Below are 17,244 nucleotides of genomic sequence, written 5' to 3'. Positions count from 1 at the left end.
CGAGGGGTGCGTCGGCAGTGGCAGGCGGCCCTGTGCCGTCGAGGACGCCCAGGTGACTCAGGCGTGGAGGACCTCGTGCGGGAGGGCGACGGCTTCGCGGCCGTTCGGCGCACGGACGGTTCGCGCGGCCAGCAGCCCATCGACGACCGCTTCCTCCACCGAGTCCAGGACGGCGGCGAAGACGGCGTCGAGCTCGACCGGGCTCAGCGTCCTGGGGGCGTCGGAGGGCTCGGCGGAGAAGGCCAGCCCGTAGTCGCCGCTGCCGTGGCTGTACGAGGCGCCGACCCTGCCCAGGGCGAAGACGCCCCTCGCCGCGATCCGGGACAGTTGCAGGGCACTGCACGGAACGTCGAGGGCGACCACGACGACGCAGGAGCCGCGCTCACCGGAAGGTCCCGCTCGCCTCAGATCCAGGCTCTCCGGAGTGATCGTGCGGCCCAGCAGCCGCAGGTCTCCGCCCATGTTCGCCTGGACCAGCACGCCTACCGTCGCCTCGCGGTCGCGTAGGGACACCCGGCGTGACGCCGTACCGATGCCCGCCTTGAAGCCGAGCGCGCAGGCACCCGTGCCACCGCCGACGTTGCCCATCGCCACCGGCCCGTCGGACGCCCCGTCAAGGGCGGCATAGACGTGCTCGGCGGTGACCGGGCGCGGGTCTCCCGTCGAGAGCCAGCCGTTGTTGACCTCGCCGACCACCGGGTTGACCGAGACGATCGGCTCGCGGCTGCGGTCGATGAGCCAGCTCAGCAGGCTGTCGGCGACCCGGAACGTGGACAGGGTGGAGGTCAGCAGGATGGGCGTCTCCACCTCGCCGAGCTCCATGACCTGAGTGGCACCCACGAACTTCCCATAGCCGTTGCCGACGTGCAGCCCGGCGGAGACGGTACGAGCCTGGCCGGACGTCAAAGAGGTCGGCACGATGGCGGTGACGCCGGAGTAGACACCCAAGGTCTCGTCAACGAGGGTGGTCTGTCCCACGAGGATCCCCGCCACGTCGGTGATGGCGTTGAGCGGCCCCGGTTCCAGACGACCGACCACATGCCCGAAGTCCCGCAGGCGTCGTTGCTGCATCTGAGTCAACCCTCTCGTAGTGCGGACCCTTGGATTCTGGGTCCTTCTCCGCGTCCGTGTGTGGTCGCGGAGACCGAAAATGATCGACGAATTGTGGCAGTCGTCCCAGACCGAACGGTGCGGCGGTCGTCAGTTTCCGTCCGCCTCGCGGGGGGACCGCCGCTCAGGGGCCGCGAGCATCCCGACGGCCATGACGCGCAGCGAGGCGGCCAGCCGTGCCGACTCTCCGCGCTCCAGCAGCCGCAGGACCGGTTCGCTCTGCAGGCTGCCGAGCAGGATGTGGGCCAGCAACTCCGCGTCCAGGTCCGGTCGCCGCTCGGCGATCAGCCCGCTGGCATGGCCGTGCCAGAACCGGTAGACGGGGCTGTCGTCCGGCGACCCCTCCGCGCAGTCGTCACTCCGCTCCTTGCTGGAGGAGCTTTTGGAGGAAGCCGTGGCGGCGTGGCCGAGCGCGGCGAGCAGCCCCTTGTTGCGGCCGACGAGTTCGGCGACCGCGTCCAGGAAGGCCATGAGCCGTTCCTCCGGCGGGGCTCCGGGTCCCAGTGGCGGCGGCCCTTTCGTGACGGCCTCGTCCAGCGCGTACGCCCGTTCTCGCATCAGTGCGACCATCAGCCCCATCCGGCTGCCGAAGCGGTGGAACACGGTGCCCTTGCCGACCCCGGCCGCGGCGGCGACCCGCTCCATGGAGACCTGCTCGGGCCGGTACCGGGCCAGCAGTTCCTCGGTCGCCCGCAGGATCGCCTCCCGGTTCCGCGCCGCGTCGGCGCGTTCGCGCCGCCCCTCAGTCATGACGCTCCCCACCCATGAGGACCTCTTCCACATAGACAAGTGGACCGTCGGTCAAGTACGCTCTGCGCCTAACTTGACCATCGGTCCAGTTTATTCGGAACCCAGGAGGACATCATGCGCCGAATCCGCTATCACGCGTACGGCGGCCCCGAGGTGCTCGTCATGGAGGAGACCGATCCCCCGATCCCCGGCTCCGGCCAGGTACGGCTCCGCGTCGAGGTGATCGGCGCGAACTTCGTCGACGTGAAGTTCCGCCGCGGCCCGGACGCCGGCGGCATCTATCGGCGGGACCTGCCGGCCGTGCTGACCGGTGACGTGGTGGGCACGGTCGAGGCCATCGGCCCCGGTGTCGAGCCCGGTCTCATGGGACGTCGAGTCGCCGCGCTCGCGGAGGACGCGTTCGCCGACCAGGTCGTGGCCGACGCCGAGTGGCTCGCGCACGTGCCGGAGGGGATCGACGACGCCACCGCCAGCATCCTGCCGATGGCCGCGCCGGTGGCGCTCGGCGCTCTGCGCGCCGCGCGGACGGCGCCCGGCGAAACCGTGCTGGTCCACGCCGCGTCAGGAGGCATCGGCCACCTGGCCGTGCAGCTTGCCAAGATCTCCGGCGCGACGGTGATCGCCACCGCGGGCTCCCCCGCCAAGCTCGACTTCGTGTGCGCGATGGGCGCGGACGCCGCCGTCGACTACTCCGCCGCGGACTGGCCCGAGCGGGTACGCGAGGCCGCACCGGGCGGCGTCGACGTCGTCCTGGACTCCGTCGGGGGAGGCGTGCTGCGCCGCAGCCTCGACCTGCTCGCCCCGTTCGGCCGGGCCGTCGTGTACGGCGCGGCGAGCGGCGAGCCCACCGACATCCCCGTGACCAGCCTGTTCGCGCTCGGGTCCGTCACCGGATTCTCGCTGCTCGCCCTGCGTGCTGCCGCCCCGAAACAGGCGCGCGAGGACGTGGAGGAGGCCACGCGGTACGCGGTGGAGGGCAGGCTGCGCGCCGCGCTCCACGCCCGCCTGCCGCTGACCGAGGCGGCCGAGGCGCACCGGATCCTGGAGGGCCGCTCCCAGCTCGGGCGCGTCCTCCTCGTGCCCTGACGTCGCCCCGCAGTCAAGGCCGCCTTCTTCCGTGGTGGCTCGGGTGTGTATCGACCGCGCATCCGCCGTCGACCACGGGCCGCTTTCGCCCGAGGGCACGCGACGAAGTCGCAGGCGGTCGGGCGTTACCTCAGCCACTCAGTGACGAAGCCCTGCTCCTCGTGAGCGTCCCGGAGCTGCAGTCCCCGCCGGCCGACGAACCGACGCACCAGAGCGTCCGCCACGGCGTACAGGACGATGATGAGCGCGCCGGTTACGCCGACAGCGGCGACGACCAGGCCGACGCCGAGGAGCAGAGGAGCGACGCCCTCCCAGGCAAGGCCGAAAAGGATGGATAACTCGTACAACGACAAAGCGGCTCCTCATCACGTCAGAGGGGCTGTCGGACTGTGGGCTGTTCTCATCGGCCCGGTCGCGCTCGGAGCGCTCTTGGGCGACAGAGTGCCGTAGGAAGGGGGAGAGGGTTCTGACAACGGACTCTGACTGATCTACCACGGGCCCGCCCGATCACGGAAGTGGTACGGCGCGCGAGCCCATCGAGCCGTTCGACGATGACCGGTCCGTGTCGGACGCGGTTCCCCAGGGGCGCCCTGCGGACTCTTCGGCGTGCTCAAGGAACGTACGGACCTCCTCGGCCTCAGGAACACCGAGCTCCCCGTAGAGGCCGAGGGCCAGCCGCCCGTGCTCACATGCCTGCTCCGGGTGCCCGAGTGCGAGGTGGGCGCGCGCCAGCCCGTCGTGAGCACGCGCCTGCTCCGGCCGGTTGCGCGTCAGGTCGGCGAGCGCGAGCGCGGCCGCATGCTCCTCGACCGCCCGAGCCGGGTCGTCCGCGGCCTCGGCCAGGCCGTTGAGCGCGGCCGCCTCGTCGGTGGTGTTGCCGAGCTCGCGGTGGAGAGCCGCGGCCTGCTCGTGGCGGGTGCGTGCCTGGGCGAGCTCGCCCTGGTGCCGGAGGACGACGCCGAGGTGGTTGAGGGTCACCGCCTCTCCGGCAGGGTTGCCCGCCTTGCGGTGGAGCGCCAGCGCCAGGTCGAGATGGCGCCGGGCCTCCTCCGGACGGCCGGCCCGGTCGAGGACGAGGGCGAGAAGGCCGAGCACGTGGGCCTCGGCCCAGACGTCGGCGCCGATCCGGGTGAGGTCGAGTGCCTGCTTGAGGTACTGCTCCGCCTGAGTGTCCTGGCGGCGTCGCAGGGCCACGTTTCCCAGGGTGAGGAGTGCCCGAGCCCGTTCGTGGTCCTTCTCGCACCCGTCGAGGGCCTGGTGGGCGTGCTCCTCTGCCCGCTCGTACTCGCCGCGCCGCCAGTAGGTCCACGCCAGGTCGGTGAGCGCTCGCGCCTGGACCTCGCGGTCGCCGAGCTTGCGGCTGCGCTGGAGCGCCAGGGTGTGCAGCGTGAGCGCGTCGTCGTGGTGCGCCTGCCGGTCGAGGTAGGGGCGCATCGTCAGAGCCAGGAGGCCGAGGCAGATCTCCGGTCCGTGGACGGCGGTCGCGATGATGTTGGAGCGCTCGGCGTCGAGCCAGGCGATCGCCTCTGCGGCGTCGCGGATGGGCGCGATCGGCGCGGCCGGCTGGGGGACGCCCTCCCTCTGGCTGACGCTGTGCGGGAAGAGCCGGTCCATCGCCGCGCGGGAGCGGTGCAGGTAGTAGACGAGCAGCCGCATGACGGCGGCGTCGTCCTCGGCGATCGAGCGCGCGTGCTCGCGGAGCAGGTCGTGGAAGGTGTATCTGCCCGGTTCGAGCTGCAGGAGCATGTGGGCGTCGAGGAGGCCTTCGAGGAGCTCCTCCGCCTCGTCCTCCGAGATCCCGGCCAGCGCGGCCGCGCCGCAGGCGTCGATGTCGCGCCCGGGCACCAGCCCGAGCAGGCGGAACATGTGCTGCTCGCCCTCATGGAGTTGCTCGTAGGAGAGGCTGAAGGCCGCCGACACCCCGTCCAGGAGCCGGCGATGGTCACGCAGCCGGCCCGCCAGATAGGACACGGTCCAGCGCGGGCGGTGCTGGAGACGGGCGGCGGAGATCCGGATGGCGAGGGGCAGGTACCCGCACAGGCGCAGCACGTCGCGTACGGCGTCCGGTTCGTGGTGAGCACGTTCGCCCACAATGCGCTCGAACAGCCGGGCCGAGTCCTCCTCGCCCAGCACGTCGACCGACAGCGCGTGGGCGCCGTCCAGGTCGATGAGCCGCCGCCTGCTGGTGATCAGGAGGAGGGTGTCGGAGTGACCCGGCAGTAGGGGACGTACGTGCTCGGCGTCGAGGACGTTGTCGAGTACGGCGAGCACGCGGCGATCGGCCAGCTCGGCGCGCCAGAGGGCGCTCCGCTCGACCAGCGTGACCGGGATGCGGTCCGCGGGCACCCCGAGCTGGCGGAGCAGGGCCTCCAGCGCGGCGGCGGCGTCGATCGGCTCCCGGCCCGCCGTGTGGGCGTGGAGGTCGAGGAAGAGCCGGCCGTCCGGATAGCGGGCGGCCAGCCGGTGGGCCACGTGGACGGCGAGCGTGGTCTTGCCGATCCCGGCCATGCCGTCGATCGTGACGACCGCCGACCCGTGGTGCTCGCCCAGCTGTTCCAGCTCGACGGCGCGTCCGGCGAAATCGGGGATGTCGTAGGGCAGGAAGGTGGAGCGACGCGGCGGCCCGGGAACCACTGGCGCCGCGTCAGCCAGGCGCAAGGCCGGATCGTCCGCCAGGACCGCCCGCTCCAGCTCGGTGAAGGCGTGTCCGGGGTCGAGGCCCTGTTCGTCCGCGAGAGCCGTACGGTAAGAACGCGCCGCTGCCAGGGCGTCGGCCTGCCGTCCCGCCCGGTGCAGGGCCACGACGAGATGGCCGTTGAGCTTCTCGCGGAGCGGGTTGGCGGTCACCTGGGCGGCGAGCTCGTCGAGCAGGTCGCCGTGTCGCCCGGCGGCGAGCTCGCCCTCCACCAGGCGCTCGTACGCCGACAGCCGCCGGTCGGTCCAGAGCTCCCGGACGCCGGTGACGTAATGCGCGTGCACGTCCTCCAGCGCCTCGCCGCTCCACAGATCCAGCGCTTCGCGCAGCTCGCCAGCGGCTACCAGCTCGGTGAACTCCTGCGCGTCGACCTGCCCGGGCTCCGGCTGCGCGACGTAGCCGCCGGCACGCGTCTCAAGGAGGTGTACGGCTCCCGCGCCACGCAGCGCCTTGCGGATCACGGTGATCGAGGCATGGATTTGCGATCGGGCGGTGTCCGGTCGGTCGTAGCCCCACATCGCGTCGATCAGCCGCTCGACGCTGATCACCCGGCCGGCATTGAGCAGAAGGTAGGCCAGCACAGCCCGGTGACGTGGGGCGATGCCTGTGAGGGGCGCGCCGTCGACGACCATCTGGACCGGGCCGAGAAGGGTGAAGCGCAGCATCGTCTCCTCATCGCCGTCGCATCGTGCGCGCATAGCGAATGTATCAATCCGGGCAGCCACTCTGATCTCACACGAACCGAGACGGAAGGAAGCACGATGGAAGCCCGGATGAAGAACCCCGCCACGATCATCCCCGCCGCGATGAAGCCGATCATGGAGCTGATCAAGGCCGCTCAGTCGCAGGGTCTCCCCCAGGAGCTCATGGAGATGATCCACCTGCGGATCAGCCAGATCAACGGCTGCAGCTTCTGCGTCGACGCCGGCCTGAAGAACCTGCGCAAGCTCGGCGAGAGCGACGAGCGCATCGGCCTGGTCGCCGCGTGGCGCGAGGCTCCGTACTACACGGATGCCGAGCGGGCCGCGCTGGAGCTGGCCGAGGCCTCGACCCGGCTGGCCGACCGCGCCGACGCCGTCCCCGACGACGTCTGGAACAACGCCGCCGACCACTTCGACGAGCGGCAGCTGGCGTCGATCCTGCTGATGACCGCCGTCACCAACCTCTTCAACCGCCTGAACGCCCCGATCCGCCAGGTCGCCGGCAGCTGGTAAGCCGCGAACCCCCCACGCACAAGGAGACACCGACATGTCCGTCGTCCGCTCGCACCGTTACTCCGTCGCCGATGCCGACCTGGAGGAGTTCCTGGCCCGCCGGAGCTCGCTGATCGCGACCGTCCGGGAGGGGCACCCCGGGCTCACCCACGTCGTGCTGATCCAACTCGAGGACGGCGCCTACACCGACACCTGGCACTGGGAGACCGCCGAGCAGATGGGCGCCGCGCTCGCCGCCCTCCCCACCTTCCCGGAGGCGCCGCTGACCATGGCCTTCACCAAGGACGGCATCGCCCTGAACGGCCAGGTCGTCGACGAGCGCTGAGACTCGCTGATCGTCTTCAGCGCCGACATCTCGGCGACCTTCACGTGGCGTCCGGCGCCGAGGCCGCCGCAGGAGCCCACCGACCGGCCCTGGGGGTCGCGCGACCCCCAGGTTCCACCTGCCGCGCGATGCGCCGGCCGGCGCCACCTGTCCCAAGGTGAGACGTGTGGCGTGCGCTTCATCCTCAGGTGAAGCGGATGAGGATCATGCAGGCATTCGGGCGGTTCACGTAGGCTGCGCGGACCGTGTATCGCCCTGGTGTGAGTTCGATCCGCAGATGCTTCTCTGAGGCGAGTTCCTTGTGACTGAAGGCGGAATCGAAGAGGATCAACGGCTCGCGAACCGTCCAGATGAGTTCTTCGTCGTCTGGAATCGCCGCTGAGTCGATGATCTCGACGGCCGCGTCCACGAGGTCATCCACGGAGTTCCCGCCGACCCATCGGACGACGGCCTTCCGTTCAGGTATGTACGTCGTGTCGCTTGGCTCGTCGCCAAGGACCAGAGCCTGTGCCGGTCCGACATCGATCAACCCGATGTAGCCCTCGACTGAGCACGCGCGGCCATAGTCCCCCTCGCCTTCGGAATCGTCCATCGGTGCGCCCTGCCAGTGCCGGCACGCTGATTCGGGGACGAGGATGTGCGGGCCACCCAAGGTGGCCACCCATGCGGTGGCAGCCGCTTTCGCCTGCCTTGGGACGGTTCCCGGCATGGCGGTCAGCGTACGCGTGGAGGAGCCGGGAGATCGACGCCGTACGGGCGATGCCTGCTCGCGGCGGATCGTTATCGGCGATCTCCACGAAGCTTACATGTCACAGCTAGTAGTCATATAGGTGGATTTCGTAGCGTATGTGTGTCGTGTAGGACGCGACCTGAGATCAAGGCTGTCTGCGGCCGATTTCAGCGGGAGTTCCACGGCCCTGCTGCTGTCGACCGGCCGCGACAGGGTACGGAGCCGGTCGATCCTTCGCCTCTGTGCGCGGGTGAGCCCGGGATTCACACAGGTAATCATCGGGGAGGTCGCTGTGGTCCACGATCAGGTATCAGGCTCAGTAGCGGGATCGGCGGTGCCGGAAGACGGAGACAGCGCCACTCCGACGGACCTTCTCACCCCCGAGCTTCTTCTCCGGCCCCGGCGACACGCCGCCCCCGCGGGTGGCTGGCGTCGCATGCTCTACCAGGTCACCGGAGGGATTGTCCGTCCCGGCGAGTCACCGGAAGAGGTGCACCGTCGCCGTCTGATCGGCCTCGCGCGGACGCCGGTGGCAGGTGGCCATCATCGCGTGGCGGTGCTCAGCCTCAAAGGCGGCGTCGGTAAGACCACCACGGCCGTGGGGATGGGGGCGATGCTCAGCAGCGTCAGAGGCGACCGCGTCATCGCGTTGGACGCCAACCCGGACCGCGGAACCCTCTCGGACCGGGTGCGACTCGAGACGACCGCGACCGTCCGCGACCTCCTCACCAAGTTCGTCGCGATGGACAAGCCGCGGTACGCCGACGTCCGCGCGTTCACGTCGCAGTCGGCGTCGAGCAGGCTGGAGATCCTGGCATCGTCCCGTGACCCGGCCGTCTCCAAGGCGTTCAGTGCCGACGACTACCGGGCCGTCGCCACGCTGTTGGAGTACTACTACTCGATCTGCATCACTGACTGCGGCACCGGCCTCCTGCATTCGGCCATGTCCGCGACCCTGGAGTTGGCCCACCAGATCGTGCTGGTGACTGTTCCCTCCGTGGCCGCCGCCCGGTCGGCCGGTGCGACCCTCGACTGGCTGGAAGCCCACGGTCGTGCCGAACTGGCGCGATCGGCGACCGTGGTCCTGTCGGGTGTGCGCCACGAGAGCAGGTCCACCGTGGACACGGACGCACTGCGCCGCCACTTCGGCGAGCGCTGCCGCACCGTGATCAGCGTTCCGTTCGACCCGCACCTGGAGGAGGACTCCGAAGTCGAGCTGGACCGGCTGAATCCCGCGACGTACGAGGCCTACCTGACCCTCGCCGCCACGGTGGGCGCGGCCTTCTCGCCGCAGAGCCATCCATTGGACGAGCATGAGGAGCCCGCCACTCCATCGCCGTCAGAGTTTTTCCACCCATCCGAGCTCGACGACGAAGTCGTTCATCCGGGCGAGACCGTGGTCGCCGACTGACAGAGGGGCGGCGAAGCCCGGTTCCGCGTTCGGAACCGGGCCAGGTCCCGTTGACCGACGGCCACTCTCCGCCTCCTCGGCGGTGCTGCTCGCTATTTGAGCAGGGCGAGAGCCTTGTCCAGGCCCGGGTCTGTGCACTTGTCGTCGGCGTCACACCGATAGCCAGTGATCTTGCCATGGGCGAAGGCTCCCAGCAGCGGCGGGGGAGGGCAGGGGCTCAGCTTGTCGAGGCGGGGCGGGGTGTCGGCTTGGTGCCTTCGCCCGGTACTTCGATGGCCGGGCAGCTGGTGCCCTCCTTGGGTGTCTTGAGGTCGATGAGGAAGGCGTCGATCACGTCGTTGATGCAGGTGCTCGGTCCGAAGGCGACGGTGGAGGGGTAGATGGTGTGCCCGAAGCCTTCGTAGGTCACGAGGGAGGCTCCGCTCTGCTTGGCGGAGTTCTTGGACCAGGCGTACACGCTCGCGGGGTCATTGAGGTTGCCGATCATGACCAGCGGCAGGCCGTCCTTCACCCTCAGGGGTCTTTGGGGGTTGGTGGTCTTGCCTTGCCATCCCACGCAGTCCAGCGCGCCGTCGGTGGCGTTGGGGTTCCATTCGACGTTGGGGTAGCGCTTGGACAGCCGCGCGATGGTGCTCTTGAGCTCGGTGTAGTTCTTGATCTCGAAGGTCCAGTCCTGGCACCACATCCCCTGCCGCGGGTAGGTCATGGTTTCGGGCAGGTCGGGCTGCTGCGACGTCGGCGAAGGCGAGGATGAGGATGAATCCGTGCCGTCGTGCAGCGACTTGAAGAGCGTGGCCAGATCCTTCCAGTACTCCGGCGCGCTGACGGCCTGGGCTCTCCCGGTCAGCATGCCGAAGTCGACCTTCATACCGGTGGCCGGGTCCACAAGCTTCCCGCTCTTGGCACGCTCGCGGAGGACACCGTAGACATTCTTGGCGTCCATTCCGTACAGGGCGCAGTCGGAGGTCTTGTCGCACCAGTCCGCCCACTGGACGAAGGCCTTCTCCATCGCCGCAGTCTGGCCGTCCAGGAAGTCCCACACGGATCGCAGGCTGCGGTCCACGTTGCCGTCGGCGGCCAGGGCTCGCACGTGCTGGGGGAACTTCTCGGCGTACTGCTGGATCATGAGGGTGCCGTAGGAGTACCCCACCTGGGTGATCTTGTCTTCGCCCAGGGCGGTCCTGATGGCGTCGATGTCCCGGATGACGTGCAGGTTGTCGAGGTGGTCGTACAGCGGGCCGGTGAGCTTGCGGCAGTTCCGGCTGAGCTTCTGGTTGGCGCGTCTGAGGGCGGCGAAGTCGGCCGCGCTCCGGCTGGCCCGCCTTTTGGCCTCGTCCGCCTGGAAGATCAATTCCGTGGCGCACCTGACCGGGGTGCTGGTGTTGACACCGCGTGGGTCGAAGCTGATCACGTCGAAGCGCTCGCTGACAGCCGAGGTGAACAGGTTCGGCTTCCGCTTGACCTCGTCGACACCGGAGACTCCGGGGCCGCCCGGGTCCATGAGGATGGAGCCGATGCGGGCGCTCGGCTTGGTGGCCTTGCGGCGGGCCAGGCCGATCTTGATGGTCTGACCATTCGGGTGGGACCAGTCGAGCGGCACCTTGATGGTCGCGCACTCGACCACCGCCCTGGCGTCCTCGCAGGCATGCCAGTTGATCTTGCTCTTCGTGGACGTGGCGTGGGCCGGGACGGCCGTGCCCGCTGCCAGGATCAACGCGGCACCGAGAAGGGCGGTCAGGCGATCGGTGCGAGACCTGGTGGAGGAATGATGTTCGTGGACTCGTAGCCTCACTGGGCGTCCTTTCGCCGGGGGATCAGGAGTTCGGCAACGAAGGGCGGCATCACGCGCGAATTGCGGTCGTGGCCGTTGCGGCTTGACGGATGCCGAACTCGACAGCTGACAGGTATACGGGAGCGGCGGTTTCGGGAGAGTTTCATGCGCGTCCGGCGGCGGCCGAGCTCTGCCAGGGCGTTCTGCCTGGTCACAAGGCATGCCAAGGCTGCCCGGTGCCGCGCTGTTCGTCCGCGGCGCCGGGTGGCGGTCGGGGCGGTGGGCTCAGACGGTCCTGAGCGCCTCCGTGGGTTGCATACGGGCGGCGCACAGCGCGGGGAGAAGCCCCGCGACGGCTCCGATGGCGACGGCCGCGCCGAGCCCGCCGCCCCAGGCGAGTGATGGCACCACGGTCGCCCACGCCTTGACATGGGCATAGACCGCCGTGGCCGCCACCCCGATGACCACTCCGGCGGCCCCGCCGAGCGCGGCGAGCAGGATCGCCTCGGACAGGAACTGCAGCCGTACATGTCCCTTGGTCGCGCCGAGCGCGCGCCTGAGCCCGATTTCCGACCGGCGTTCCAGCACGGAGACGACCATGGTGTTGGCCACGCCGATGCCGCCCACGAGTAGGGCGACCGCGCCGAGGCCGAGAATGAGGCCGCCCAGCGCCGACTGTGCCGCGGCGCGGGCCACCAGGGCGGCCGAGGGGCGGCTGACGCCTACCTCACCGGGGTTGCGCGGATTGGCCGTGGCGGCGAGCACCTTCTGCACGTCGCTCACCTGCTCGGTCTGGGCGCGCACGTACACCCTGGACGGATGGCCGTCGAAATTCAGGTACTTCCGCGCGGCCGGGTATCCGACCAGCACCGAGGAGTCGATCTCGGGGGTCAGCGCGGCCCGGTTGAGTATTCCGGCCAGGTAGAACCACTGGCCGCCGACCCAGATGCGCGCGTCCGGGTGGATCCCGGCGATGCCCAGGCGGGCGGCGGCGTCCGCACCGAGCACCGCGACCGGTTGCTCGGCCGTGGCGGCGTTGAGGTAGCGACCTTGGGCGACGGCGGCGCGTACCGCCGCGGGCAGGTTCAAGCTGGCGGCGTGGACGCTGATCGAGTTGGTGTTGAGGCTCGGGATGTGCGGGCTGCGGTAGGCGCTCGCCGCCACCTTCCCGGTGTGTTCGACCATGTCCACCGGACCGATCCTGGCGATCATCGCCGGGGCGTCCATGGGCAGCCTGGCGTCGGCGCCGCCCATGGTCTGGCCGGGGGTGACGGTCAGCAGGTTGGTGCCGAGCTTGTCGATCTCGGCCAGCAGCCCGGCCTGCGAGGAGGCCGACAGGCCGAGCACCGCCACCATCGCGGCGACGCCGATCGCGATGCCGAGGGCGGACAGGGCGGCGCGCATGGGACGGGTACGCAGGCCGACGACGGCGGTGCGGGCCAGGTCGGCCGGGTGCAGCCGGCCGGGGGCCGCCCCGTCGTGGTGAGGGGGCGTCATGGCCGGTCCCTTCGCGTGTCGGCGACGACGCGGCCGTCGAGAACCTCGATGCGGCGGGGCAGTCGCGCGGCCAGCTCCCGATCGTGAGTGATCATGATGATGGTGGCGCCTTCGGCGTTGAGCTCCCGCAACAGAGCGAAGATCGCGTTCCCGGAGGCGCTGTCGAGGTTCCCGGTCGGTTCGTCCGCCAGCACGATGTCCGGGTCGCCGGCCAGCGCACGGGCGATCGCCACGCGCTGCCGTTCACCGCCCGACAGCTCCGGCGGCCGGTGGCGGAGGCGATGGCCGAGCCCGACTCGCTCCAGGGCGGTTGCGGCGGCCCGTGTCCGCGTCCGGTGCCGGGCGCCCGAATACAGCATCCCGTCGGCCACGTTCTCCAGCGCGGTGGCGTGCTGGGCCAGGAAGAACTGCTGGAAGACGAAGCCGATCCGGGACGCGCGAAGCCCGGCCAGTGCCCGGTCGGACATGCGCGCGACATCGTCGCCCACGATGTGGACCGTCCCGGAGGTGGGCCGGTCCAGGGTGCCCATCACCTGCAACAGGGTCGACTTGCCCGAGCCCGACGGGCCCACGATGGCGACCAGTTCGCCCCGCCGTACGGTGAAGGTGGCCTCGGCGAGAGCCACCACCGGGGTGGCGCCGGGATAGATCTTGGTCACCCGCTCAAGCCGGAGCACCGGCTCGCCGCCCTGCCGGTCGCCGAGCGGCCGCGGTTCCGCCTGAACGCCGGTCATGTGCCCGGCACCACGATGTTCTGACCGGCCGCCAGGCCGTCACCGGCGACTTCGACCGTGCCGGCGCTGTCGTCGAACAGCCCGGTCTCCACCCGGATCAGCCGGTGCCTGCCGTCCGCCTCCACGGCCTCGACCGCGTAGCCGCCTCCGGCCAGCGCCAGCAGCGCGTTCACCGGCACCGACAGCACGTCCTCGACCGTGTCGGTCACGATGGACACGTGCACGGGCGCCTGGTCGAGCCGTCCCGTCGCCTGCGGCTTGAGCGGTTTGACGCGAACCTCGACGGTGGTGCCGCTGTCCGCTTTGACGGCCACCTTGCCTACCGAGGAGACCACGCCGGGGGTGGTCGTGCCATTGGGCAGCGTGATGGTCACCTTGTCGCCGGTCGCGACCTGCGACTGCCGGCTCGCGTTCAGTTCGACGGTGATCCGGCGGGCCGTCGACGAGGCCCGCAGCACCACGGACCCGGTCGCCGCCATGCCACCGCGCACCGCCATGACCTTGGTGACGCGGATCCGCCCGGCGGGCACGAACACCGCCTGGCCCAGTGTCAGGGTCCCTGTCCGCTCCAGTCCCACCGCCTCCTGCAGTTCCTTGAGCGCGTAGTAGGTCCGCCGTCCGAAGTAATCGGAACCGGGGTCGAGCTCGCCTTCGGCGGCGTATCCGAGATCCACCAGCGCGGTGTTCAGTTGCCGTACGTCGGTGCCCTGCGTGCCCCAGGACAGGTCGCGGTAGATCGGGACCTCACCGCGCAGCAACACCACGGGCTTGCCGTCCACGTGGTAGAGCACCCGGCCCTGGGGGACGACCCGGCCCACCGCGGGCAGCCCGGTCACGGTGCCGCCGGCCTTGTTGACCACCTGATAGTCGCCCGCGTAGCCGAGCGTGCCGTTCTCCATCGTCCTGGCCGACAAAGTCCCCCTGGTCACCTGTGCCAGCGCCGTCGTGGCCGCGGTCTGGGCCGGCGTCTCCTTGGTCCCGGTGGCGAGCGGTCCGGACAGCGCGAACCGCGTACCGGCCGCGATCACGGCCCCGCCCACGAGGACCACCACGAGCCGGCCGAGCCGACCGCAGCGCGGACGCCGACCCTTCGCGCTCGCCGGGCCGGCGTCCATCGTCTGGGCGGCACTCACGAGGTGCCGCCCTTCATCTGCCCCGGCTCCGGCATGTTCCGCGGCTGGTGCTGCTTACAGGCCCCCTCCGCCTTCTTGAACTGCTCCGAGGCGGGGTCCACGGTGCCGTTCTGCGGGAAGATGAACCCGCCGTTGTCGTCGGGGTCGGGGAAGCTCGGCACGCCGTTCTCCCGCATGCACGCGGCGTACTTCAGCTTGTCCGACACGGGCCAGGACTCGTCGGGCATGGGTGGCCGGTCCGGGGCCGGCGGTTGGAACCGCGCGCAGCTCTTCTCCGCCGCCTTGAACTGCGGGGAGTCGGCCAACTCCGGCGAGAAGGCGAGGCCCTTCTCGGGCTTGGGGTCGGGGAAGTCCGGCATGCCGTTCTCCCGCATGCACCGGGCGAAGGCCAGCGCGTCACCCTCGGTGGCGGTCGCGTCCGGGGACTTCGCGCCGCCTGCCTGGGGCGCCGCGGACGCGACGGTCCTGGCCGGCCCCTCGTCGCCGGAACAGGCGGCGGTGGTCAGCGCGGTGGTCAGCGCGACGGACGCCAACACGACGGCCATCACGCCGTCCCGCCGCACGCGGCCTTTCCCACGTGTATTCGTACCTGCAACGCTTCGCATGTCGCTCTCCATCACGTCCGGTGAGGTTCTTGTCCCGACGGCCCGTACGCGCGGGGCCGAGAGGGTGCGTCTGGTGGAATGCGATCGTTTGTAGGGGAGCTGCGGTTTCGGCGCGGTTTCACCGCCCCTGACCCGCGGATGAAACGCCGCCGAAACCGGGGGAGGAGGATGCTGGCGGAGATGATCTGTCCCGGCGGAGGGAGCCGTGGGTGCGCGTGCTCGTGGTGGAGGACGACGAGGTGACCGCGCGGACGGTGGCTGTAGGCCTGCGCAGAGCCCAGATGGCCGTGGACGTGGCGCTCGACGGGCCCAGCGGGCTGGAGCGGGCGCTGTTCAACGACTACGACGTGATCGTGCTCGACCGCGACCTGCCGGGGATACACGGCGACGACGTGTGCGCGCGACTGCTCGAGGCGGGCTGCCGCAGCCGGGTGCTGATGCTGACCGCGGCGGCGACGACCGAGGACCTGGTCGACGGTCTTGGCCTGGGCGCCGACGACTACCTCACCAAGCCGTTCGACTTCCCCGCGCTGGTGGCGCGGATCGGCGCGCTGGCTCGTCGCGCCCATCCCGCGGTGCCCCCTGTGCTGCGCCACGGTGATCTCGCGCTTGACACCGCGCGGCGCCGGGTCAGCCGAGGCGATCGGCCGCTGGAGCTGACCCCCAAGGAGTTCGGTGTGCTGGAACTGCTGCTGGCCTCCAAGGGCCGGGTGGTCTCCACCGAGGAACTGCTCGAACGGGTCTGGGACGAGAACGCCGACCCGTTCACGAATGCCGTGAAGATCACCGTCAGCAGGCTCAGGACCAAGCTCGGCGATCCACCGATCATCGAGACCGTCGCCAGGCGCGGTTACCGCGTCTGATGGCGTTCCTGTCGGCCTTCACGCGGCTCGCCGGCCGCCTGGCCCGTTCACACCTGCCCCGCCGTACCGTGCGGCTGCGGCTGACCCTTCTGTACGGAGGCCTGTTTCTGGTCTCCGGCGCCACCTTGCTGGCGATCACGTACGTGTTGGTGCGCCACGCGGTCATGGGGCAGGTGGTCAAGAGCTTCATCCCCGCGCCGGACAACGCCCCCATTCCCTCTCCGGGCATGCCGCCGCCCGGCAAGTCGCGCTCGGTCGAGCTGCTCCCCGCCCAGTTTCAGCAGGTCCTGAAGCTCCAGCGGGCCGAGGCGCTGGACCAGCTCCTGATCAATTCCGCGCTCGCGCTCGCCCTCATGTCGGTGATCTCGGTGGTGCTCGGCTGGGTCGTCGCCGGACGCATCCTGCGCAGGCTCCGTACGATCATCGCGACCGCCCGAGAGATCTCGGCGACGGACCTGCACCGGCGCCTGGCCTTCGACGGCCCCGCCGACGAGATCAAGGCGCTGGGCGACACCTTCGACGGCCTGCTGGCCCGGTTGGAGGCGTCCTTCCAGGCCCAGCGCCAGTTCGTCGCCAACGCCTCTCACGAGCTCCGCACCCCGCTGACCCGGCAGCGGGCGCTCGGCCAGGTCGCCCTCTCCGACCCCATGCCCACTGTGGAGTCGCTACGGGAGGCGCACGAGGAGATCCTCGCCGCCGGAGTCCAACAGGAACGCCTGATCGAGGCGTTGCTCACGCTGAGCCGCGGACAGGCGGGCATCGAGGCCCGCCATGCCTTCGACCTGGCCCGGCTCGGCGGAGATGTCGTGGACGACCGCCGCGCGGAAGCCCGCCGGCGGGGTGTGGCGATCCGCCAGTCGTTCGGCGCCGCCCCGGCGGCCGGTCACCGCCCTCTCGCCGAACGCCTGGTCGCGAACCTGGTGGACAACGCGCTGTGCCACAACACCTTGCCCGGCTGGGTAGAGGTGGAGACCCGGACCGTGGACGGCCACGCCGTACTCACGATCAGTAACTCGGGCCCCCTGGTGCCCCCTGACGCCGTCGAACGCCTCTTCCAGCCCTTCCAACGCCTCGGCACGGCCCGCACGGGGCACCCGGACGGGCTGGGCCTCGGTCTGTCCATCGTCCACGCCATCGCCACCGCCCACGACGCCGCCGTCACCGCGACCCCCAGAGCCGAGGGCGGCCTCACGGTAACCGTCACCTTCCCGTGACGGTGCGGATGACAGCTCTGGCGCGAAGAGAGCCGGCCGTCGAAGCACGCGTACTCGGACCGTACGGCGCGCACGCATCGGTCGACGTCGAGGAGCACGCCGTCGC

General features: G+C 70.4%; 16 protein-coding genes. 6 read left to right on the top strand and 10 right to left on the bottom strand.

Going from position 1 to position 17,244, the window contains the following annotated elements:
* Positions 1-57: 57 nt before the first annotated feature.
* Together AWQ68_RS13470 and AWQ68_RS13465 are read right to left on the bottom strand one after the other, a co-directional pair.
* On the bottom strand, positions 58-1,071 hold the full coding sequence (locus AWQ68_RS13470; RefSeq protein WP_066939978.1) for a P1 family peptidase: 1,014 nt from the start codon (positions 1,069-1,071) through the stop codon (positions 58-60).
* A 129-nt stretch (positions 1,072-1,200) separates the two neighbouring features.
* The gene (locus tag AWQ68_RS13465; protein ID WP_066939974.1) at positions 1,201-1,860 is read right to left on the bottom strand and encodes a TetR/AcrR family transcriptional regulator; all 660 of its coding nucleotides are present in this window, start codon (positions 1,858-1,860) and stop codon (positions 1,201-1,203) included.
* 114 nt (positions 1,861-1,974) lie between these two features.
* Between AWQ68_RS13465 and AWQ68_RS13460 the strand changes: the two genes are divergently transcribed.
* Positions 1,975-2,946 carry a quinone oxidoreductase family protein gene (locus AWQ68_RS13460; protein ID WP_066939971.1) on the top strand — a complete coding sequence of 324 codons (972 nt, stop codon included), beginning with the start codon at positions 1,975-1,977 and terminating at the stop codon, positions 2,944-2,946.
* A 125-nt stretch (positions 2,947-3,071) separates the two neighbouring features.
* Here the strand turns inward: AWQ68_RS13460 and AWQ68_RS13455 are convergent, their stop codons facing one another.
* Together AWQ68_RS13455 and AWQ68_RS13450 are read right to left on the bottom strand one after the other, a co-directional pair.
* Complete coding sequence (locus AWQ68_RS13455) at positions 3,072-3,293, bottom strand: hypothetical protein (RefSeq protein WP_157545268.1); 222 nt, start codon at positions 3,291-3,293, stop codon at positions 3,072-3,074.
* A gap of 160 nt (positions 3,294-3,453) precedes the next feature.
* Entirely contained in the window at positions 3,454-6,339 is a 2,886-nt protein-coding gene (locus tag AWQ68_RS13450) for an AfsR/SARP family transcriptional regulator (protein ID WP_066939965.1), read from the bottom strand.
* Between the two features lie 63 nt (positions 6,340-6,402).
* On the opposite strand from AWQ68_RS13450, the gene AWQ68_RS13445 reads away from it, so the two are divergent.
* Both AWQ68_RS13445 and AWQ68_RS13440 read left to right on the top strand, forming a co-directional pair.
* On the top strand, positions 6,403-6,855 hold the full coding sequence (locus AWQ68_RS13445; RefSeq protein WP_066939962.1) for a carboxymuconolactone decarboxylase family protein: 453 nt from the start codon (positions 6,403-6,405) through the stop codon (positions 6,853-6,855).
* A 34-nt stretch (positions 6,856-6,889) separates the two neighbouring features.
* Complete coding sequence (locus AWQ68_RS13440) at positions 6,890-7,180, top strand: hypothetical protein (RefSeq protein ID WP_066939959.1); 291 nt, start codon at positions 6,890-6,892, stop codon at positions 7,178-7,180.
* Positions 7,181-7,364: 184 nt separating this feature from the next.
* Here the strand turns inward: AWQ68_RS13440 and AWQ68_RS13435 are convergent, their stop codons facing one another.
* On the bottom strand, positions 7,365-7,889 hold the full coding sequence (locus AWQ68_RS13435; RefSeq protein WP_066939956.1) for an Imm21 family immunity protein: 525 nt from the start codon (positions 7,887-7,889) through the stop codon (positions 7,365-7,367).
* A gap of 571 nt (positions 7,890-8,460) precedes the next feature.
* On the opposite strand from AWQ68_RS13435, the gene AWQ68_RS13430 reads away from it, so the two are divergent.
* Entirely contained in the window at positions 8,461-9,321 is an 861-nt protein-coding gene (locus AWQ68_RS13430; RefSeq protein ID WP_066939953.1) for a MinD/ParA family ATP-binding protein, read from the top strand.
* A gap of 217 nt (positions 9,322-9,538) precedes the next feature.
* On the opposite strand, the gene AWQ68_RS13425 is transcribed toward AWQ68_RS13430, so the two are convergent.
* From AWQ68_RS13425 to AWQ68_RS13405, 5 genes are all read right to left on the bottom strand, one after another.
* Entirely contained in the window at positions 9,539-11,035 is a 1,497-nt protein-coding gene (locus AWQ68_RS13425) for an alpha/beta hydrolase (protein WP_218006868.1), read from the bottom strand.
* A 342-nt stretch (positions 11,036-11,377) separates the two neighbouring features.
* Complete coding sequence (locus AWQ68_RS13420; RefSeq protein WP_066939950.1) at positions 11,378-12,589, bottom strand: ABC transporter permease; 1,212 nt, start codon at positions 12,587-12,589, stop codon at positions 11,378-11,380.
* Complete coding sequence (locus AWQ68_RS13415; protein ID WP_084463945.1) at positions 12,586-13,323, bottom strand: ABC transporter ATP-binding protein; 738 nt, start codon at positions 13,321-13,323, stop codon at positions 12,586-12,588. The genes AWQ68_RS13420 and AWQ68_RS13415 overlap by 4 nt, the downstream gene beginning before the upstream one ends.
* Positions 13,320-14,456 (bottom strand): peptidoglycan-binding protein, encoded by a 1,137-nt coding sequence (locus AWQ68_RS13410; RefSeq protein WP_084463944.1) that lies wholly within the window; start codon positions 14,454-14,456, stop codon positions 13,320-13,322. The genes AWQ68_RS13415 and AWQ68_RS13410 overlap by 4 nt, the downstream gene beginning before the upstream one ends.
* Complete coding sequence (locus AWQ68_RS13405; RefSeq protein ID WP_157545266.1) at positions 14,453-15,001, bottom strand: hypothetical protein; 549 nt, start codon at positions 14,999-15,001, stop codon at positions 14,453-14,455. The genes AWQ68_RS13410 and AWQ68_RS13405 overlap by 4 nt, the downstream gene beginning before the upstream one ends.
* Positions 15,002-15,270: 269 nt before the next feature.
* On the opposite strand from AWQ68_RS13405, the gene AWQ68_RS13400 reads away from it, so the two are divergent.
* Together AWQ68_RS13400 and AWQ68_RS13395 are read left to right on the top strand one after the other, a co-directional pair.
* Entirely contained in the window at positions 15,271-15,924 is a 654-nt protein-coding gene (locus AWQ68_RS13400) for a response regulator transcription factor (RefSeq protein ID WP_066939944.1), read from the top strand.
* The gene (locus AWQ68_RS13395; RefSeq protein WP_066939941.1) at positions 15,924-17,138 is read left to right on the top strand and encodes a sensor histidine kinase; all 1,215 of its coding nucleotides are present in this window, start codon (positions 15,924-15,926) and stop codon (positions 17,136-17,138) included. The genes AWQ68_RS13400 and AWQ68_RS13395 overlap by 1 nt, the downstream gene beginning before the upstream one ends.
* Positions 17,139-17,244: the final 106 nt, after the last annotated feature.

Origin of the sequence: Microtetraspora fusca, assembly GCF_001570365.1 — a bacterium.
Classification (GTDB): Bacteria; Actinomycetota; Actinomycetes; order Streptosporangiales; family Streptosporangiaceae; genus Microtetraspora; species Microtetraspora fusca.
Note: the sequence above shows the minus strand (reverse complement) of the source record. Positions and strands in the feature narration are given on the sequence as shown.

Coding starts and splice junctions, on each gene's coding strand:
- AWQ68_RS13470 (WP_066939978.1), bottom strand. CDS start 1,071: ATGCAGCAACGACGCCTGCGGGACTTCGGGCATGTGGTCGGTCGTCTG.
- AWQ68_RS13465 (WP_066939974.1), bottom strand. CDS start 1,860: ATGACTGAGGGGCGGCGCGAACGCGCCGACGCGGCGCGGAACCGGGAG.
- AWQ68_RS13460 (WP_066939971.1), top strand. CDS start 1,975: ATGCGCCGAATCCGCTATCACGCGTACGGCGGCCCCGAGGTGCTCGTC.
- AWQ68_RS13450 (WP_066939965.1), bottom strand. CDS start 6,339: ATGCGCGCACGATGCGACGGCGATGAGGAGACGATGCTGCGCTTCACC.
- AWQ68_RS13445 (WP_066939962.1), top strand. CDS start 6,403: ATGGAAGCCCGGATGAAGAACCCCGCCACGATCATCCCCGCCGCGATG.
- AWQ68_RS13440 (WP_066939959.1), top strand. CDS start 6,890: ATGTCCGTCGTCCGCTCGCACCGTTACTCCGTCGCCGATGCCGACCTG.
- AWQ68_RS13435 (WP_066939956.1), bottom strand. CDS start 7,889: ATGCCGGGAACCGTCCCAAGGCAGGCGAAAGCGGCTGCCACCGCATGG.
- AWQ68_RS13420 (WP_066939950.1), bottom strand. CDS start 12,589: ATGACGCCCCCTCACCACGACGGGGCGGCCCCCGGCCGGCTGCACCCG.
- AWQ68_RS13415 (WP_084463945.1), bottom strand. CDS start 13,323: ATGACCGGCGTTCAGGCGGAACCGCGGCCGCTCGGCGACCGGCAGGGC.
- AWQ68_RS13405 (WP_157545266.1), bottom strand. CDS start 15,001: ATGGCCGTCGTGTTGGCGTCCGTCGCGCTGACCACCGCGCTGACCACC.
- AWQ68_RS13395 (WP_066939941.1), top strand. CDS start 15,924: ATGGCGTTCCTGTCGGCCTTCACGCGGCTCGCCGGCCGCCTGGCCCGT.